Annotated in this window: 12 protein-coding genes; 10 read left to right on the top strand and 2 right to left on the bottom strand. The window is 62.4% G+C overall.

The window, feature by feature from the left end:
- Positions 1 to 29 precede the first annotated feature (29 nt).
- A complete protein-coding gene (locus SB753_RS26030; protein WP_131317972.1) occupies positions 30 to 251 on the top strand; it encodes a CbtB domain-containing protein in 222 nt (73 codons plus the stop codon).
- An 11-nt stretch (positions 252 to 262) separates the two neighbouring features.
- Complete coding sequence (locus SB753_RS26025; protein WP_410802574.1) at positions 263 to 1,105, top strand: CbtA family protein; 843 nt, start codon at positions 263 to 265, stop codon at positions 1,103 to 1,105.
- Between the two features lie 150 nt (positions 1,106 to 1,255).
- Here the strand turns inward: SB753_RS26025 and SB753_RS26020 are convergent, their stop codons facing one another.
- Positions 1,256 to 2,083 carry a 2OG-Fe(II) oxygenase gene (locus SB753_RS26020; RefSeq protein ID WP_410802572.1) on the bottom strand — a complete coding sequence of 276 codons (828 nt, stop codon included), beginning with the start codon at positions 2,081 to 2,083 and terminating at the stop codon, positions 1,256 to 1,258.
- A 245-nt stretch (positions 2,084 to 2,328) separates the two neighbouring features.
- Between SB753_RS26020 and SB753_RS26015 the strand changes: the two genes are divergently transcribed.
- The 8 genes from SB753_RS26015 to SB753_RS25980 all read left to right on the top strand — a co-directional run bounded on the left by SB753_RS26015 (position 2,329) and on the right by SB753_RS25980 (position 15,293).
- On the top strand, positions 2,329 to 3,171 hold the full coding sequence (locus SB753_RS26015) for a MaoC family dehydratase N-terminal domain-containing protein (protein WP_410802570.1): 843 nt from the start codon (positions 2,329 to 2,331) through the stop codon (positions 3,169 to 3,171).
- Between the two features lie 528 nt (positions 3,172 to 3,699).
- On the top strand, positions 3,700 to 5,502 hold the full coding sequence (locus SB753_RS26010) for a DUF2138 domain-containing protein (protein WP_410802568.1): 1,803 nt from the start codon (positions 3,700 to 3,702) through the stop codon (positions 5,500 to 5,502).
- A complete protein-coding gene (locus SB753_RS26005; protein ID WP_310360314.1) occupies positions 5,502 to 6,314 on the top strand; it encodes a DUF1175 domain-containing protein in 813 nt (270 codons plus the stop codon). Before SB753_RS26010 ends, SB753_RS26005 begins: the two co-directional genes overlap by 1 nt.
- A gap of 44 nt (positions 6,315 to 6,358) precedes the next feature.
- Positions 6,359 to 11,119: an alpha-2-macroglobulin family protein gene (locus SB753_RS26000; RefSeq protein WP_410802566.1), complete on the top strand. Its 4,761-nt coding sequence runs from the start codon at positions 6,359 to 6,361 to the stop codon at positions 11,117 to 11,119.
- Between the two features lie 12 nt (positions 11,120 to 11,131).
- Positions 11,132 to 12,916, top strand: a complete 1,785-nt coding sequence (locus SB753_RS25995) for a DUF2300 domain-containing protein (protein ID WP_410802564.1) — start codon at positions 11,132 to 11,134, stop codon at positions 12,914 to 12,916.
- A complete protein-coding gene (locus SB753_RS25990; RefSeq protein ID WP_410802562.1) occupies positions 12,913 to 13,797 on the top strand; it encodes a YfaP family protein in 885 nt (294 codons plus the stop codon). Before SB753_RS25995 ends, SB753_RS25990 begins: the two co-directional genes overlap by 4 nt.
- A gap of 22 nt (positions 13,798 to 13,819) precedes the next feature.
- Positions 13,820 to 14,620 carry a YfaP family protein gene (locus SB753_RS25985; RefSeq protein ID WP_410802560.1) on the top strand — a complete coding sequence of 267 codons (801 nt, stop codon included), beginning with the start codon at positions 13,820 to 13,822 and terminating at the stop codon, positions 14,618 to 14,620.
- 280 nt (positions 14,621 to 14,900) lie between these two features.
- Entirely contained in the window at positions 14,901 to 15,293 is a 393-nt protein-coding gene (locus SB753_RS25980) for a hypothetical protein (protein ID WP_087754785.1), read from the top strand.
- Positions 15,294 to 15,384: 91 nt separating this feature from the next.
- On the opposite strand, the gene rpoD is transcribed toward SB753_RS25980, so the two are convergent.
- The gene (gene rpoD, locus SB753_RS25975) at positions 15,385 to 17,379 is read right to left on the bottom strand and encodes an RNA polymerase sigma factor RpoD (protein WP_410802558.1); all 1,995 of its coding nucleotides are present in this window, start codon (positions 17,377 to 17,379) and stop codon (positions 15,385 to 15,387) included.
- Positions 17,380 to 17,932 lie beyond the last annotated feature (553 nt).

Genomic DNA, 17,932 nt, shown 5'->3' with positions numbered 1-17,932 from the left:
GGGGCGCGCTACCCCAGGAGATGTCCATCATGACTGAAGCTGTTTTCGATACCGCCGGCCAGCCCGCCATTCAGCCCACGCCGATTCCGTTGCGTGAACTGCTGCCTTGGGCCGTGTTCGGAGGATTGCTGCTGCTGCTCGCGCTGTATTTCGTCGGTGCGGAACAGGGCGCCACGTCTTTAGTGCCTGGCATGTACGTGCATGAGTTCGTGCACGACGGCCGCCATCTGCTCGGCTTTCCCTGCCACTAACGGAGCAGAACATGGTCGGTAAGTTGTTGTTGCGCGGGATGCTTGCAGGCATCGCCGCGGGGCTGCTCACGTTCGCGTTTGCGCGAGTGGCGGGCGAGCCGCAGGTCAATCAGGCGATTGCCTTCGAAGAGAAAGCCGGGGACGGAGCCGGCGCAATGCATGAGCATGAGCACGCCGGTGCGGGTGCGGGTGCGGACGCGCACGAGCACGAGCACGAGCACGAGCACGAGCACGAGCACGAGCACGAGCACGAGCACGCGCATGAGCAGGAGTTGGTCAGTCGCGATACGCAAGCCGGATTGGGATTGCTCACCGGCGTAGTGACCTACGGCGCGGCATTCGGCGGACTGTTCTCTCTGGTGTTTGCCTATGCGTACGGGCGAGTGGGGGCGATGAGCGCACGTGCGTTGTCGGCGTGGCTTGCCCTCGGCGCTTTCGTCGCACTGGTGATCGTTCCTAACATCAAGTATCCGGCGAACCCGCCAGCGGTCGGCGACCCGGAGACAATCGGAACGCGCACGGGCCTGTTTTTTCTGATGATCGCCATCTCGCTGACCGCGATGGTTTTTTCGCTGAAGGTCCGGCGCCGCGCGGCAATGAAACTTGGCGCATGGAACGGCTCGATCGTGGCCGGACTTGTGTTCATCGCCATCATTGCCGCGGTGCAGATGTCGATGCCCGTGATCGACGAAACGCCGGCCGGTTTTCCAGCGGCGCTGCTGTGGAAGTTCCGTGTGGCTGCACTCGGCATGCAGGCGATCATGTGGGCGACGATCGGGCTGCTGTTCGGCGCGATCGTTGAGCGGAGTTCGTTTATGCGTGTCGGGAATCGCACAGCGACCCGGTCGGCTTGAGGTCTTCTGGCGGCTTGCGCTGAGCGGCTGGCTGCGTGAGTCGGTTAAGGCTGTGGGTGTTGAGCGCGCGGTGGTATGACACGGGCTGGGAATTGTCGGGTGTGATTTTTTGGCCCTGTCACCGCCGCCAGTCGCGAGCACGCTCAACAACTACATGTTGACCACGCCATCGGACGACGACGCCATCGCATCATGAAAAATAACTCCTAACGTATGCCTTTGTCCCGATCTCAAACGGCTCACTCCGTGCCGCAAATTCACGCGATATACGCCACGCGTGCCTTGCACCGGCCGATGATGAACCGCGAACACCACGGCATCTCCCTTGCGCAACGGCACGACTTCCGCGCGTGACTGCATTCGCGGACGCTGCTCGGTCATCACGAATTCGCCGCCGGTGAAATCCTCGCCGGGTTCCGACAGCAGAATTGCAACCTGTAGCGGAAACACGTGCTCGCCGTAAAGATCCTGATGCAGACAGTTATAGTCGTCGGTCATGTACTGCAGCATTAGGGGTGTCGGGCGCGTCTGGCCCGCAGCGTGGCAGCGTTCGATAAACTCGGCGTGTGCGCCCGGATAGCGGATGCCAATGCCCATCACCTCGTTCCAACGATTCGCCACCGGCACGAGATGCGGATACAACTCGCGGCGCAACTGTGCGATTAACGACGGCAACGGATACGAGAAATACTTGTATTCGCCACGGCCGAAGCCATGCCGCGCCATCACTACGCGACTGCGGTACAAGTCCTCTCGGGGATACAGCGCAGTGAGGGCATCGCATTCGCGCGCGTCAAGCAGCCCGTGCAGCATCGCGCAGCCATAGCCGTTCAGTTCTTCTTCGACGTGAAACCAATCAGTCGTCTCGATGCGCCCCGTCAGTGAACTTGCATGATTGCGGCTCTGCAACGGCTTTGATTCAGTTTTTCGATCCTGTTCCGGCGATTGCGCGCGGGCATCTTTCGCCACCGTATTCATCAGAGTCTCCCTAAGCGATTTTCGAACGATGATTGAGTGTAAGCGCGTCTTTCAGGCCGCGCACTCCGACTCTTGCGCTGTAATTCCCCAACGTTGGAGGCGCGCGGACCAACCGGCGATGTGTCCGGCAAAACAGTGAGTTGCGAGCAGGAGAAAGTGACGCCGCCCAACGATAACCTTTGCGAAGCGCGTCGCGTCGTTCATAGTAGGTGCTGTCAACTGGCCGCTCCACCGGAGGCTTGTCCATGTCGGATTCCCACCAGAAACTCGATGATTGGCTCGGCACCGAGCGAGTCGCCAAAGATCTCATTACCGCGTTTCCGCTCGCAGCTCTCGCGGCGACATTCGATCGCGAACAAAGCGGCGACACCGTTCCGCCGCTTTGGCACTGGCTTTACTTCTTGCCGATCGCGCCAATGTCCGAAACTGGGCCGGACGGTCATCCTAAGCGCGGCGATTTTTTGCCGCCGGTGCCGCTGCCGCGCCGCATGTGGGCCGGCGGGCGCATCACTTTCCATTCGCCGCTGAAAGTGGGTGAGCGCGCCAAGCGTACGTCGACCATTGCGAACATTGAAGACAAGACGGGTCGCTCGGGGCGCCTCGTGTTCGTCACGGTGCAGCACTCGATTGAAGTCGGCGGCGAACTGAAGCTCGAAGAAGAGCACGACATCGTCTACCGCGACGCACCGCTAGCAGACGCGCGGCCTCAGCAGCCGCAACTCGCGCCGCAGGGCGAACGTTGGAGCCGCATTATCGAGGCCGATCCCGTCATGCTGTTTCGCTATTCGGCGCTCACCTTCAACAGCCATCGCATTCACTACGACTATCCCTACGCGACGCAAGTCGAGGCTTATCCTGGCCTCGTGGTCCACGGGCCGTTGATTGCCACGCTGCTGGTCGATCTCGTTCGCCGCGAGCGACCCGATGCAACGCTCCAGAGCTTTGCGTTCAAAGCGCTTCGCCCGACGTTTTCGGGCCAGGCTTTCACGGTGTGCGGCGCGCCCGCGGCGGATGGAAAATCGATCGACCTATGGGCAAAAGATCACGATGGCTATCTGACGATGCGAGCGACCGCAGCGATTGAATAATTCCGCGAACGCGAGGCGTCGACGATTATGTCCAGGTAAAAACATAACGCTCAAGCGGTGAAAAATGCGGTCGTCTTACAGTTGCGTCGCGCAAATAGAAGTAATGTTTCTCTGAATCTGTAGGAGCAAGTCCCGCATTAACAGGTGATCTCGCGGGACCTCGGTTGTTTATGCGCATAATGCATCGCCGCTTGCCTGCGTGAGTGTATCCGGACGCCGCTCGAATTGGCTTGCGAGTCGCATGTGACTACGCGGGGGCCCGCGCATACTGACGCTCAGCGGTATAGCGCCGGAACGAACGTTCTTTAATCGCGGTGACAGAAAAAATCATTAACCTCTTTCGACGCATTAATCAAGCGCAACTTGTGGTCAACAAGCACCTGAAACCTCTCTAATTGTTAAATGCAATGTCGGGTGGTTTGCTGTTAAAAATATCGGTTATCATCGCTGCCTTCAGCGATAGGTCACGGCGGCTTAATCCGGCCGGCATCAACGTTAATATCGTCGCATCGAACCAGAAAAACTCAGATGAAGATGTCGCGTAAAAAGATTGCAATCCTCGTGGCCGCGCTTCTGATCGTGGCCGGCATCGTCATTCAGGCCGTGTGGCGTCCGTTCGCACATCGCAAGGCGACCAACGCGGGCGAAGTCGTTCTGGACATTCATCATCCCGACGCGGTGATCGACAGCGAAGCGCTGGCGCGTTTACCGCGCGACATGCTGCGCGTGCCGCTGCTTCACGACGTGCTCACGCAAGACTTCGTCGACTATTACGAATCGGCGAATACGCGCCTTTCCGCTGAAGGTGCATTGCGGCGTCTCGCGTTCGAACATCAGCTTGACTGGCGCGACGAACTGATCCGCCGCGTGTTCGACGAACCCGCGCACGTGTTGCTCTGGCGTTCGCCGGATGGCCGCCTCGGCTATTGGATCATGTCCGTGCGCCGCAACGGTCTTGCGAAGCTGTTGCAGGGCTTGGGCAACGTCGCCGCAAGCGACACACAACTGAGTCAGGTCGCCAGGCTCTCCGGCGATGTTCCGGTCTACGCGCTGAAGCTCGCAGTTGGCCGAACGCTGCTTTTCGCGACGAAAGACGATCGGCTCGTCGTGCTGTCCGCGCCCGGCGTTCTGCTCGACGAAAAGGGTGGCCTGTTGGGCGAACGCGCCGATGCTGTGTCCGACATGCTGTCGTCCGGTCGCGACGCCGCCGCTCGCGCATATCAACTGGACGCTTCGGGAGACGCGCCGAAGGGGCATCGTCTGGTGGTGTCGGCGAATTACCTGTCGTTCGGTTATCAGGCGTTCTTTTCGGGCATCGACGCGCTGCGGTTCGACTTCTCGCCGAACGGCAGCGCGTCGGCGACCTGGCGGACCTCGGCCTTGATCGAGCCGGGCAAACTGCCGCAGCAGTGGAACAGCGCGGCCTTGTGGCACGCATTGCCGGCGAACGCCGCAGCGTGCGCGAGCCTGCCCGCGGACTGGAAGGAGGCATCGGCACTGCTTGGCAAGGTGGCCAATGGGGCGGACGCCGCCGGGGCAATCGGCGATCGTCTGACGGGCCCCGCGGCGGTGTGCTGGTATGCGAAATCCACGCTGGTTGCGCCGGTTTTCATCGCTCAAGTTAAAACGCAGGACAAGACACAGGACGCGGCCTCGCTCGTTGCGCTGAAGACCGCGCTCGACAAAACATTCGGTGACGTGATTGGCGCATATGAGGCAAAGGCCGCGAAGACGGACGCCAACGACGCTGACTACACTAACTATCGCCGTTTGCCGGTCACGAGGCGCGACCTGGGTGCGGACGTCACCGTCTGGCAGAGGCCGGTCAGCGCGCGCTCGGGCACGGCGTCGAGCAGTAGGGCGTCGTTCGCGTCGCAGCTATCGGCGGAGCGCTATTTCCCGGTGACGCTCGCGCTCGCGCACGGCTATCTGATTTTCTCGCCCGACTCACGTCTCGTCGACGACACGCTGGCAGTGCTCGACAAGCGTTACCCCGCGCTGGCAGACACGCTCGCTCCTGAGCGTTTGCCGCGCACCATTCTGACGCTGACGCCTTCGTCCGCTGCAGCACTGATCGAACGCGAAGCTGGCGCCGCACTGCCCGCCGATCAGGAAGCCGTGTTCCGCAACGCCTCGCGTACGCATCTCACACCAAAGCTGCGCGCGCTCGCACACTATCCACCGGTTTCGTTGACGCTGCCGCAAACCTTGCCAGGCTCGACCGGCTGGGTGCCGGTAGAGTGGTGGTTCGATCGCGCGAAAGGCGATGCGGGTTCGGCTAACGGCTCGCCGCAAGCATCCGCAGATCAGCCCGGCACAGAGGGCGATTAATGCGTCGCCTTCGCTTAGCCGGCGCGTTGCGCGCGCCTCGCCAGGCGCCCTCGCGCGCGACGCCTCAACTCCGTGCGGAGTTTGTCGCGCATCCCACCCGTGAAGTCGCGACTTCACGCGTCGTGGCGGTTTCACGCCGCGCATGGCTGTTGCGCATCACCGCGACGTTTGCAGCGGCGAGCGTCGCGCCTTATGCCCACGCGCTGAGTCCTGGTGCTTCCGGTCCCGAGCCCGACACGCTCACCGCGCAGCAATCGGCTGTGTTTCGCGCGTGGTTCACCCGCATCGTCGATCAGCAGATGCGCCGCGGCCCGACGCCGCGCTGGACGCAACGCGATTGCGCGGGACTAGTGCGCTTTGCCGTCGGCGAGACGCTGCGACCACACGACAGCAAATGGCTGCACGCCAACGGCATGACCGGCCTTGCCGACACGAGCAGTCTGCCGCCCGAACTGCAGTTGTCCACGGCGCAGCGAATGATCGCGAATCGCTGGACGCAACTCGACGGTTCCACTGGCGCATACGCTTCCGCCATCGCACTGATTCAACGCAATAGCCGCTTCGTTTCGAAAGACGTCAACCAGGCGCTGCCCGGCGACCTGCTGTTCTTCGACCAGGGCGACGACCAGCATCTGATGATCTGGCTCGATCGCTACATCGCTTATCACACAGGCACCGTCACGCCGATCGATACCGGTCTGCGCGCGGTCGCCGTTTCCGACCTGATGCAATGGAAAGATTCCCGCTGGCAGCCGCTCGACGGCAATCCGAACTTTGTCGGCGTGTTTCGTTTGGACTTTTTGACACCATGACCCGAATGAGCTCTGTGATCGCGACTTGCAAATGGTTGAACCCTATGCGCGATCGCGCGACCGTTGCCATGGCCGCGCTGTTTGTGTGGATTGCGCTGATCACCGTAAGCGGCACCGCGCAGGCGGGCGACGACGCGTCGGCAGCGTCGGCGGCATCGGCAGACGCCAGCATCGCCGCGAATCCGACGCTCAATCCGGCGCCGTCGAGCAACTTCGCTTCGCAGAAAGTGGACGGTCAACCCTTCTTCCTCCTCTCGGATGCGAGCTTCGGCAGTAATCAACTCGCGCAGGTCCGGCTTGAGGCGCCCGGCCGCGATTTCAAGGACGCGTTGCAGGCATACGGCGGCGCGGACATCGTCGTGTATCGGGTGCCGAAGCCGCTCGAGTTTCTGAAGGCACAGAAGAATCTGCATCGGCTGAATGTCGCGCCGAATTATCAGGGCGACGGCCTCGCGAACACGCTGGCTTATCTGTGGGACCGCTGGTTCACCGAGGCGCGCCGCGCATGGCAGCGCGTGCTCTCGTTCGCCACCCGCAGCAAGGCAACGGAGGCCGCGCCGCAATTCAAGCTCGGCGAACAGACCGGCAAGCAGACGCAGTTCGCGCAGAACTCCCAGTTCGCCCCGCTGAAAGGCTATGACATGGTCGCGCGTTTTCGCTATCCGATCTGGGACGCGAAAGTGATCGAGCCGCCCAAGGGCGTGAACCTCGCGGGCAGCAGCAGTAACTTTATCGAGGCAAGCTCCGGCAACGTGATGATCCCGGTAGGCAAGCTGCCGCCGGGCCTCTATATCGTCGAGGCGGTGATCGGCAACTATCGCGCGCACACGTTGTTGTTCGTGTCGGATACGGTGGCGGTCGTGAAAGCAGCATCGAGCGGAATGCTGGTGTGGACTACGCGGCGCGATAGCGGCAAGCCGGTCGCTAACACGGAGGTGAACTGGACCGACGGCGTAGGTGTGTTGCAAAGCGGTACGACGGGCAACGACGGCGCGCTCGTGCTGCAACACGTGAGCCCCGAGCGCAGCTATGTGCTCGGTGTCGATCCGCAGGGCGGCGTGTTCGTGTCGGAGAATTTCTATTACGACAGCGAGATCTACAACACGAAAATCTACGCCGTCACCGATCGGCCGATGTACCGGCCGGGCGATCAGGTCCACGTAAAGTTTATTGGCCGTACGTTTCAGAACGCGACTCAATCGTCGGCGCCTGCCGAGGCCGACATCAAGCTTGAAGTGCTCGACCCGAACGGCTCGCCGGTTGCAACGGCGAAGACGCATTTCGCTTCGGATACCGGCGCTGACACGTCGTTTTCGCTGCCCGCAGACGCAAGCGCTGGCGGCTACACGCTGCGGTTCGACTACAACGGCGATGTGTATGGCAGCGCGTTTCGCGTTGCCGAATATGTGAAGCCGCACTTCGACGTCAATCTTTCAATGGACAAAGCCGACTATGCGACCGGCGAGCCGTTGAAGGGCAAAATCCAGCTGCGCTATCCGGACGGCAAGCCGGTGCGCGACAGCAAGATTTCGGTCACGCTGCGCGCGCAGAAAGTGACGATTGTCGACGGCGAACTGCACTATGCGGGACTCTTCCCGGTCAAGCTCGAACAACAGGAACTCAAGACGGATAGCGACGGCAACGCCAGCCTGACGCTGCCCGCAGCGACCGAACCGAGCCGGTATGCGCTGACGCTGTTCGCGCAGGACGGCGCCGCATACAAGGTCCGCGTGACGCGCGAAGTGTTGATCGCGCGCGGCGCGACGCCGTACCGGTTGACTACGTCGAAGTCGTTCTCGCAGCCGAAGGAATCGGTGAGCTTCGACTTGCAGGCGCTGGCCGCGGTCGACCCAACCGCGCATGCGCCGGCGAAATGGGAATGGACGCGCCTCGAATCGCAGACGCACGCCGAAGGTGCGTTGAAAAGTGCGCCGAACGGCGCTGGCGGCAAGCTCTCATTCGCGGTGCTATTCGATCAGCCGGGTTCGTACATGTTGTCGGTCAAAGACGACGCGGGCAACCTGCTCGCCGCCGTCAGCCATTGGGTCGCGGGCGACGGCCTGAAGGCGATCCCAGGCAGCGTCGAGATCGTGTTCGATCGCGACCGGTACAAGATTGGCGACACGGCGGAAGCGCTGATCACATTTCCGCTGCCCGTCGACGATGCGTTGCTGACGCTCGAACGCGACAACGTCGAACGACGCGCGCTGTTGAGCGCGGGCGGCGACTGGTTGCAACTGCAGCGCGTGACGCCGTCGCAATGGAAGGCGCGTATCAAGGTCGGCGAAGACTTCGCGCCCAACATGACCTTCTCGGTGCTGTACGTGCATGCGGGCGAATACGCGTTCCAGAACGCGGGCATCGTCGTGGCACAGCCGCAAATCGAATTGAACGTGAAGAGCGACAAGCCGGTGTACGGTCCAGGCGATACCGTCACCCTGAATTTCGACAGCACGTTGAACGGCAAACCGGAAGCGGCGAATCTGACGGTGAGCGTGGTCGATGAAATGGTCTATGTGCTGCAGCCGGAGATTGCGCCGAACATCGTCGACTTTTTCTATCATCCGCGGCGCAATAACGTGCGGACGTCGTCAAGTCTGTCGTTCATCACTTACGACCTCGCGCGTTCGCCGCTCAAGGGTGCGCCGGGCGGGCCGCAACGGGCGAATTACAACGAGCGCGGCGTGAAAGTGCTCGAACGCCCGCGCCGCGACGATCAGGATACGGCTGCGTGGGAAGGCAGCCTGAAGACCGACGCCAATGGTCACGCCACCATGACGTTCAAAATGCCCGACTCGCTAGCGCGCTGGCGCGTCACCGTGCGCGCGGCCGCGCCCGATGGCATGGTCGGCCAGCGCACCGCATACGTGCGCTCCGACAAGGCGCTGTATCTGAAGTGGAGCGGGCCGTCGCATTTCCGCGTCAATGACCAGCCGGCTATCGACATGATCGCCTTCAACCAGACCGACGCGGACATGGACGCGCAGTGGTTGGTGGAGGGCGGCGGTCTGTCGCTGAATCAGAAGGTCACGCTTAAGCGCGGCGCGAACTATCTGCGTCTGCCGAGCGGCGCGCTGAAGGCCGGCGCGGTCAACGCGACCTTGCGCAAGGGCGACAGGGATGTGGACCGCTTGCAGACCACGATTCGTCTCGACGCGAGCGGCTGGCTCGATCTTCATCAGAACACTGTCGCGCTTGACGGCGCAGGCAAGCCGCTCAATCTGCCGCAAGACGCCCAGGACGTGAGCGTGCGTTTCGTCGGCAGCGCAGCGAGCCAGTTCATGCGCGTGGCCGACGATCTGATCAACTATCCGTATGGCTGCGCCGAACAGACATCGAGCCGCTTGATTCCGCTCGCACTTGCACACGACGCGATCGGCCGCGGCGACAACGCGAGTTCGACGCAAGGAATCGAAGCGCTGTTGCGTAATCAGCGGCAACGTCTGGCTATGCTCGCGGGTGTCGGCGGCACGTTCGGCTGGTGGGGCGATACGACCGGCGGCAGCGCGCTGATCACGGCCTACGCGTACTACGCGGACTGGCTCGCGAGCCGCAGTCTCGGCATAAGCCTGCCCGCCGCAAACTGGCAACACGCAATGGAGGTTTATCGCGACGCCGGCGCTAAAGAGCCACTGCTTCATCGCGCGTTGGCGCTGTGGTTCATGCAGCAGATGGGCTTGCCGGTCGCGACGCCTGTCTCGGGCGTGGCTGCCGACTTGATGAGCGACGCGGCGGCCACCGCCGCTGCACCGGCTCGCAACGCCGCTAGTGCTACGTATGGCGCGTCGGACAGTATCGTCTTTGCACAGGCCGATTCGCCGCGCGGCAAGCAGATGGCGATGCTGCTGATCGCGAACATGGCGCGCGCGACGGGCGCGCAGACGCCGGACGGTTTCGATGCGGCATCGAGCGCCGCGCGTGTCTCGTTGAGCAACGATCCGGCGCCGCTAGTCCAAAGCCTGCTTGCCATGTCCGGCGAAGGCGCGAGCGTCGATGCATCCGCATTGCTTGCAAGAAGCAGCGCCGATTACCCGACGCTCGACCGCGCACTGACGCTGCTTTGGTTGCGCAAGGCGCTCGGCGGCGATGTGGCGGCTACTTCGTTGCCGTCGCTGCAAGGCGCGGGCTGGACGCGCGCTGCTACGCCGACCGGCACGCCACTCTGGAAATGGACCGCTGCTGGCGTGCCGTCCACGCTCGACGCAGGCGCCGCACGCACGGACGTCAGCGCAATCGTCTCGTTCCGCAGTCATGCGAGCGAAGACAGCCGCTTGAACATCGGCGTCGCCCGCCGCTTCTACAAGCTCGAACCGGTCGAGGTAAAAGCCGATCCGAAAAAGCAGGGCGCGGGCGACAGCAATGTGGGGCGATCTGCGTTCACCGCGCGTCTCGTGAAATCGGGCGACGCGATCGACAGCAATGCACTGTACGTCGACGAAGTCACGCTTACGCCGCGCTCGGGCAACGCGTATCACTACGGTCTGCTCGATGTGCCGCTGCCGCCCGGCGCGAGCGTCGAAGCGACGAGCTGGGGCGTGTCGATCGAGGGCTTGCCTGGCGAGAAGGAAGGCGAGAGCGGCCCACAACCGTTCGCGCGTGCTGCATCGTATGAAATGGGTGAGCTCTCGTATCACCAGCCGGTGCCGTTGCTCGATCGGCCAGTGGCGTTGCGGCAACTGGTGCGCTTCGCGTTGCCGGGCACATTCGCATTGCCACCCGCGCGCTATTTCCGCATGTATCAACCGGACGCGAAGGCGTTCGAAGGCGGCAAGAGCGATCGCGTGACTTCGTTGCGCATCCAGTAAGCGACACAGGCCATGTTCCGCGCGCTTTTTCGGTTTGTCCGCGATCTTCTTGCAGCGATGATGCTGCGGATCGCGTTCGCCGTGGGCGCGGTGTGCATGATCTGCGGCGTCACACTCGATCGCGCGTATGCGGCCGGGCCGGCTTCACTGCAGCCGGCGTCGAAACAGACATTGCGCTTCGCGTGGTTGCGCGACGGGCAAAGCCAGTTTTGGCAAGCCGACGTCGACGGCGCCGTTAGCGGCCTGTCTCCGCAATCCGCGCTGCCGTTGCCCGCCACGCTGGAAACACCGCTTGGCAGCGTGTGGAAGCTGTTTGTCTACGGCTATCTGGTGGATCGAAACATCGCAACGCCAGACTACACGTGCAACGGCGGCGATCCCGAAGAAGTGTATTGCTGCATGACGGGCGGTCATGTCGATCGCGAGCATGCACTCGTGAAATCGTGCGGGCTCTTTTTCGAACCGGGGCGTCTGCAACTCGATCCCGCCGACTGGCGCAAGTATTGGACAGCGGTACACGCTCCTGCCTGGTTGCGCGACCTTCACGCGATGACGCCGACGTATCGTGTGCCCGTCGTGCAACTGCTTGCCGCATTGCAGGCGATGCCCGCACGTCCACGCGAAGCGGCGGCCAGCACGCTGGTCTCCGTGCTGACGAGCGGGCGTGGCGAGGGAACGGTGTCGCTCTACGGCAGCCTGCTGCGCGCCAAAACGTGGACGATGCCCGATGCGGCCCGGCCAGGCGCATCAGTGGGCGGCGCCGCAGGCTGGCTCGCGGATGGCACGCCGGTCTGGCTCGCCGGTCCCGGCGGCAGCGCACGCGTGCTCGCGTTGGCTGCGCCGCGCATTGCGCCGCTTCTCACGCGAGTCACCGTGCCCGATGACGGCGCATGTGTCGTCGTCGATTTCTTCAGCCGCTATCCGATTCGCAAAGTGCTCGGCCAGAAAGGACCCGCGACGGTGGCTGACGGGCCGCTGAACGGCGAGTATCGCATTGGCTTTGTGAACGGCAACTGGACGCGACTGACGAGCCGCGGCGAGTTGCGGCTCGATCGTAACGCTGCGGGAGCGCCGCAAGTGGTCGGCCGCTTTGGCATGAACGACTATGTGGCGCGCGTAGTCGAGCGTGAAGGCGATACGGCGCAGCCGGAAGCGGCCAAGGCGCTCGCCGTGGCGGCGCGCACTTACGTCGTGCAGCACGGCGTACACGATCACGGCTGTTTGCGTATCGACGATAGCAGCAATACGCAGCGCGTTCTGCCTCGCGCGCCGACTGCGGCGGCGCGCCGTGCCGCCGATATGACCGACGCGCTCGTGCTGACCGGCGTGCCTGTCCAGTATCACCACGACAAGGCCGCGGCAGGGCAAATGAGCTGGCTTGCCGCAAAAGCCTCCGCGCAAACTGGCCTGACGTTCGATGCGATCCTTGCACGCACATGGCCGCAAGCCACGCTGACTTCATTTCAAAGCCCCTTGTCCGGCGATTGCATCGCGGTGACCGGCGCGCGCGAGTGGCTGGAGCGCAATGCGCCTTCCTGGGCGCGGCGCATGGATGGCGCGGCCGGATACGAGACGCCCGACCTGCCGGCCGTGTGTGCCGTTCGCGAAGGACGTCCGTACGCGGACGCGCAGCGCAATCGCGTCTATGTGTATCGCTTGCAAACGGAAGAGGATCGCATTGCATTGGCGCATGAATATGTTCACCTCGCGTTTCAGCATCATCCGCGTGGACTCGACGAAGATTTTGTCGAGCGCACCGCCCGCATGCTGATTCGTACCGACAATCCGATCCAATGAACCACGTCACCTCCTTATTTTCGTTGAGCCGGTCTTCCGTGCTGAGGCGGGTTCGCCTGCGCGCCGTGATGCTCGTGGCTGTCGCTGCATGCTGCGTGTCCGGCACAGGCGTTGTGACACAGGCGCGCGCCGCTAGTGCCGATGGTGGCGTCGCCGATCTCACCCGCTCGTTCGGCGGCTGGCGTCATAGCGGGCTGACGAATGAGGGCGAGCAATTCGTCGCGGCGTATCCGCGACCGCCGGTCGATCGCGGCGCGCAGCGTTACCGCACATTGATCGAGGGACACCTGAAGCGTATCGACAAACACGCGCGCAAGCCGCCGACACTCGTGGTCAACGGCAATCCGACGCCGCTCTACACGGACGACGAAGGCGCATTCGCGCGGCCGTGGGCATTCGGTGCAGGCTCGAACAGCATTGAACTCATTTCTGCTGACGGCAGGCAGCGTCAGCGCATGCAGTTCTATGAAGCGGACACTAGCAAGGCGCAGGCGAAGCTGCGCGCAATCGTCACGTGGGACGATCCTCACGCTCAGGTCGATTTGCATGTGATCACGCCGGGCGGGCTGCACGCGTTCTTCGCCAATCCGACGCTCGAAGACGGCAGCGGCTTCGACGTCGACTCGGTGGACGGCGCGGGGCCGGGGATATTTTCATCGGCGGCGCCGGAGCGTGGCACGTGGCTGTTCTTCCTCAACTACTGGGGCAACTTCGATACGACCGGCTACAACTTCGACGCGTCCGCGCACGACCGCGACGTCATCACGGCGACGTTGACGCTGGTCTTCAACGAAAATACGCCGAACGAGCGGCGTGAAACGATGGTTGTGCCGTTGCGCAAGATCGGCGACCTCATGCTCGTGAAGAGCGAGCGACTATGAAAGCGGGACGGGAGCAGTCACGATGAAGCGCAAAACGACGGGATGGATGAACGCTGCTGGCTACAGCTTGCTGGTTCTCGCGTGCTTGCAGGGCGCGCCGGCCGCGCATGCAAGCGATATCGACTTCGCCGCGCCGCTGAACGGCTGGCGCAATACGAGCGGCGACAGCGAACGCTATACGCAAGATGTGCACTATCCGGCGGTGTCCGTAGCGACGCCGGAAGGGCAGTCGAAACTTGCACTGATCGAAGGGCAGATTCGTAACGCACCGAAAAGAAAGGGCAAGACCGTGGGTACGCTGGTGGTCGACGGCACGCCGTTGCCGCAGCGGGTAGAGGAGGACGGCAAGTTCTCGCGGCCCTATGCGTTTCCTGCGGGCAGCAATGGCGTTGAATTGCGCGCGCCGGACGGCAGCCGCAAGCGCGTTCAGTTCTATGACGCCTATGGCGGCAAGACGCAGCCGAAGCTGCGCGTATTGCTCGCGTGGGACACGGACGGCACGGATCTCGACCTCCACGTGGTATCGCCGGACGGCGCGCATGCATGGTACGGCGATCGCGTCGTGGCGAACGGCGGCGCGCTCGACGTCGACGTCACGACTGGCTATGGGCCGGAGATCTATTCATCGGCGGCGCCGCTGAAGGGCACCTATCTCGTCTTCGTAAATTACTACGGCAGCGGTAACGACCGAAGCGACATGACTGTCGCTCAAGTGACGATCATCACCAATGAAAACACGCCGAACGAAAAGAGCGAGACGATCCGCGTGCCGATGCGCAAAGCCGGCGAACTGACGCTCGTGAAAACGTTTGTGATGCCTTGAGCGCGGCCTCGTTGCGGTTTGTTTTTTGACTTCAGACTTGCCGCGTGCCGAGGATGAAAACTGTGCGCGCTCAGGTACTTGGACTACTCTTGCGCAGGATATCCACAGCCTTCTGAACAGTTTCTGTGGACAACATGATGTGGGGCGGAACGCGTCGTTGTTGGCACTCGCGTCTGCGCTTACCGTGCCTTACAGGGCGTCAAGTTTCAACCGGTCCCGGTCGATAGAGCCTGTATCCGGCGCTACGCCGAACGCCCTGAAGAAACGAACGGAGGTTGCAATGCAAATCGACAGTGCGTTGCCGTCAACACGACAGGCAACTGACCGCACGACAAGGAGTGCGTCGTCAACTGCCGTCACTGGCGACAATGCCGCCACCGCGCGCTCTGCTACCTCGAATGCGTCGAAGCAGGACGAGGCTGTGCGCATCTCCACGGAAGGCGCTGCTGCTGCGGCTCGCGATACGAATGTAGTCGATGGCACGAGCGCGGCCGGTGCGGACGGCGAGGGCGCGTCGGCGACGGATTCGTCCGCGGTGAAGTCGTTTGCGTATGGCACGCTCGGGCTGGAACGGCCAGATCAGCCGCACGAAGAGCGCAACGCTTTCTACACGGCCGGACGTTGGCTGGCGGCGGGCATCACCCTTGGCGGGATCATCTCGCTGCTTATTTGAGAACGGTGGGATTCTGAAGCTTGAGGCGGGAATTGCGCTTGCCGTGCATGGCGCACGGCAAGCGCGGTGAAGCAGAGTCAGACTGGCTGGATCAACGGTCGAGGAACGACTTGAGTCGATCGGCACGGCTCGGATGCATCAGCTTGCGCATGGCCTTGCTTTCGATCTGGCGGATGCGCTCACGCGTGACGTCGAACTGCTTGCCCACTTCTTCCAGCGTGTGGTCCGACTTCGTGTTGATGCCGTAGCGCATACGCAGCACCTTGGCTTCGCGCGGCGACAGCGAGTCGAGCGCATCGTCAATCGCGGCGCGAAGGTCGGCCTGCATCGCGGCGTCTGCCGGCGACGATGCCGCCGAGTCTTCGATCATGTCGCCGAGCGTGGCGTCGCCGTCGTCGCCAACCGGCGTTTCCATCGACACCGGCTGCTTGGCGATCTTGAGGATGCCGCGCACTTTCTCTTCTGACAGATCCATGCGCTCGGCCAGCACCGACGGGTGCGCTTCCTGACCGGTCTGCTGCAGGATTTCACGCGAGATGCGGTTCAGCTTGTTGATCGTTTCGATCATGTGCACCGGCACGCGGATCGTGCGCGCCTGATCGGCGAGCGAACGCGTCACGGCCTGGCGGACCCACCACGTTGCGTACGTGGAAAACTTCCAGCCGCGGCGGTATTCGAACTTGTCCACCGCTTTCATCAGGCCGATGTTGCCTTCCTGAATCAGGTCGAGGAACAGCATGCCGCGATTCACGTACTTCTTCGCGATGGAAATGACGAGACGCAGGTTCGCCTCGATCATTTCGCTCTTGGCTTTGCGCATCTTCGATTCAGCCGCGACCATCTGGCGGTTGATCTCTTTCAGATGCTTGAGCGGCAGCGAGACGGTGGCTTCGATATCGATCAGCTTTTGCTGTTCCGACTGAATTGCCGGCAGGTGACGCTCGAGCGCGGCGCCATACGAGGTCGTGCCGCGTGCTGCGCGCTCGGTCCAGCCGAGATCGGCTTCATGACCTGCGAACGACTCGATGAACTTCTCGCGCGGCATGCCGCTCTTCGTCACGACGATCTGCAGAATGTTGCGTTCGATCGCGCGAACCTGCGCGACCTGATGCTGCACGTCGCCGCACAGACGGTCGATGGTGCGCGCCGTGAACCGGATTTTCGCGAGATGTTGCTGAATTTCCTCGCGCGCGCGCTGATATGCCTTGGAACTGACGTCGCCGCGGGTGTGCGACGCGTTCATCTGGTCGTACAGAATGCCGACTTGCGCGAAGATTTCGAGGCAGTCGCTCGTGAGCTGCTTCAGACGCGCTTCGTCTGCTGCAGACGAATCGGCCGGGCCGACGTCGTCGTCGCTATCGCTGTCGTCGTCTTCTTCCGTGTCCGAGTCCACGTCGGCTGTCGCTTCGGCGCTCACGATCTCTTCTTCCGCCGCGATGTTGTCTTCGTTGAGGCCGTCGACCAGTTCGTCGATTCGCAGCTCGCCGTCCGCAACCTGCTGGGCGCTTGCCAGGATCGCGGAAATTGCGAGCGGGCATGCGGCGATGGCCTGCACCATTTCGTGCAGACCGTCTTCGATACGCTTTGCAATCGCGATTTCGCCCGCGCGCGTCAGCAACTCGGTCGCGCCCATTTCGCGCATGTACATGCGCACGGGGTCGGTCGTGCGGCCGAACTCGGAATCCACCGTCGACAACGCGACTTCGGTTTCTTCATCCGCCTGATCGTCGGAAACGACTGCGGGAGCGTTCGAATTCAGCAGCAGCGTTTCGGCGTCGGGAGCCTGTTCGTAGACCTGCACGCCCATGTCGTTGAACGCGCTGACGATGCTATCGATCGCCGCGGTTTGCGCGAAGTTATCGGGCAGGTGGTCGTTGATCTGCGCGTGGGTCAGGTAGCCTTGCTCCTTGCCCAGCTGGATCAGCGCGCGCATCTGGCGCTGACGTTCTTCGGCTTGCTGCGGCGGCAGCTCGGCCGCCACGGGGATCGCTTTGCCCGCGCCCTTGCCCTTGGGCGTACGGCCCGACGGAGCTTTCGTGTAGGCTGCGGTTTCGTGTTGCGAATCTTCGCGATCAAAAGGGTTCACGTATTCTCCTCGAGAGGCTTCGCTATGAGACGCAAGACGCGACCGTCAGGCGTTTCGAGCATGGCTCAACATCACCTGAGTGACTCAACGCGGTTATATGGCTGTGTGCTCTAGGGAGCAAAAAGATGAGCCCGCTTTGAGCGGGCCGATAGAAATGTGCGAAATTCGCGCGGCTCGCATTATATACGAGCTTGCGCGTTCGCGCGCATTGTGCGCAGCAATTCGTCGCACGCTGTTGCCGTAGATCCGTTCGCTGTCCGCCCGTGGCGGCACGAAAAAAAAGTTTGTTGCAACAACGGGCAGTTCTCTCGTGACGGACGGCAGACTCCCGACTATAGACCAACTTGTCCGTGTTCACACGCCTGCGTTCCTCTGAGGATCGAAAACCTACTATATGTAGGGCGAACGCTTTGCGCGCCGATTGGCGCTTCTGTGAAAGAAAATTCGTCGAAGGGGGTTGACGACCTGTCACTCGCTCTTCATAATCTCGTTTCTCTGCTGCAGATGCAGCGACGCAGAACGAAGCGGTGCCGGGTAGGTGTGGTAGGGCAGC

Origin of the sequence: Paraburkholderia sp. SIMBA_053 (genome assembly GCF_046534895.1) — a bacterium.
Classification (GTDB): domain Bacteria; phylum Pseudomonadota; class Gammaproteobacteria; order Burkholderiales; family Burkholderiaceae; genus Paraburkholderia; species Paraburkholderia caledonica.
Note: the sequence above shows the minus strand (reverse complement) of the source record. Positions and strands in the feature narration are given on the sequence as shown.

Coding starts and splice junctions, on each gene's coding strand:
- SB753_RS26010 (WP_410802568.1), top strand. CDS start 3,700: ATGAAGATGTCGCGTAAAAAGATTGCAATCCTCGTGGCCGCGCTTCTG.
- SB753_RS25995 (WP_410802564.1), top strand. CDS start 11,132: ATGTTCCGCGCGCTTTTTCGGTTTGTCCGCGATCTTCTTGCAGCGATG.
- SB753_RS26025 (WP_410802574.1), top strand. CDS start 263: ATGGTCGGTAAGTTGTTGTTGCGCGGGATGCTTGCAGGCATCGCCGCG.
- SB753_RS26000 (WP_410802566.1), top strand. CDS start 6,359: ATGCGCGATCGCGCGACCGTTGCCATGGCCGCGCTGTTTGTGTGGATT.
- SB753_RS26005 (WP_310360314.1), top strand. CDS start 5,502: ATGCGTCGCCTTCGCTTAGCCGGCGCGTTGCGCGCGCCTCGCCAGGCG.
- SB753_RS26020 (WP_410802572.1), bottom strand. CDS start 2,083: ATGAATACGGTGGCGAAAGATGCCCGCGCGCAATCGCCGGAACAGGAT.
- SB753_RS25985 (WP_410802560.1), top strand. CDS start 13,820: ATGAAGCGCAAAACGACGGGATGGATGAACGCTGCTGGCTACAGCTTG.
- SB753_RS25990 (WP_410802562.1), top strand. CDS start 12,913: ATGAACCACGTCACCTCCTTATTTTCGTTGAGCCGGTCTTCCGTGCTG.
- SB753_RS26030 (WP_131317972.1), top strand. CDS start 30: ATGACTGAAGCTGTTTTCGATACCGCCGGCCAGCCCGCCATTCAGCCC.
- SB753_RS26015 (WP_410802570.1), top strand. CDS start 2,329: ATGTCGGATTCCCACCAGAAACTCGATGATTGGCTCGGCACCGAGCGA.
- SB753_RS25980 (WP_087754785.1), top strand. CDS start 14,901: ATGCAAATCGACAGTGCGTTGCCGTCAACACGACAGGCAACTGACCGC.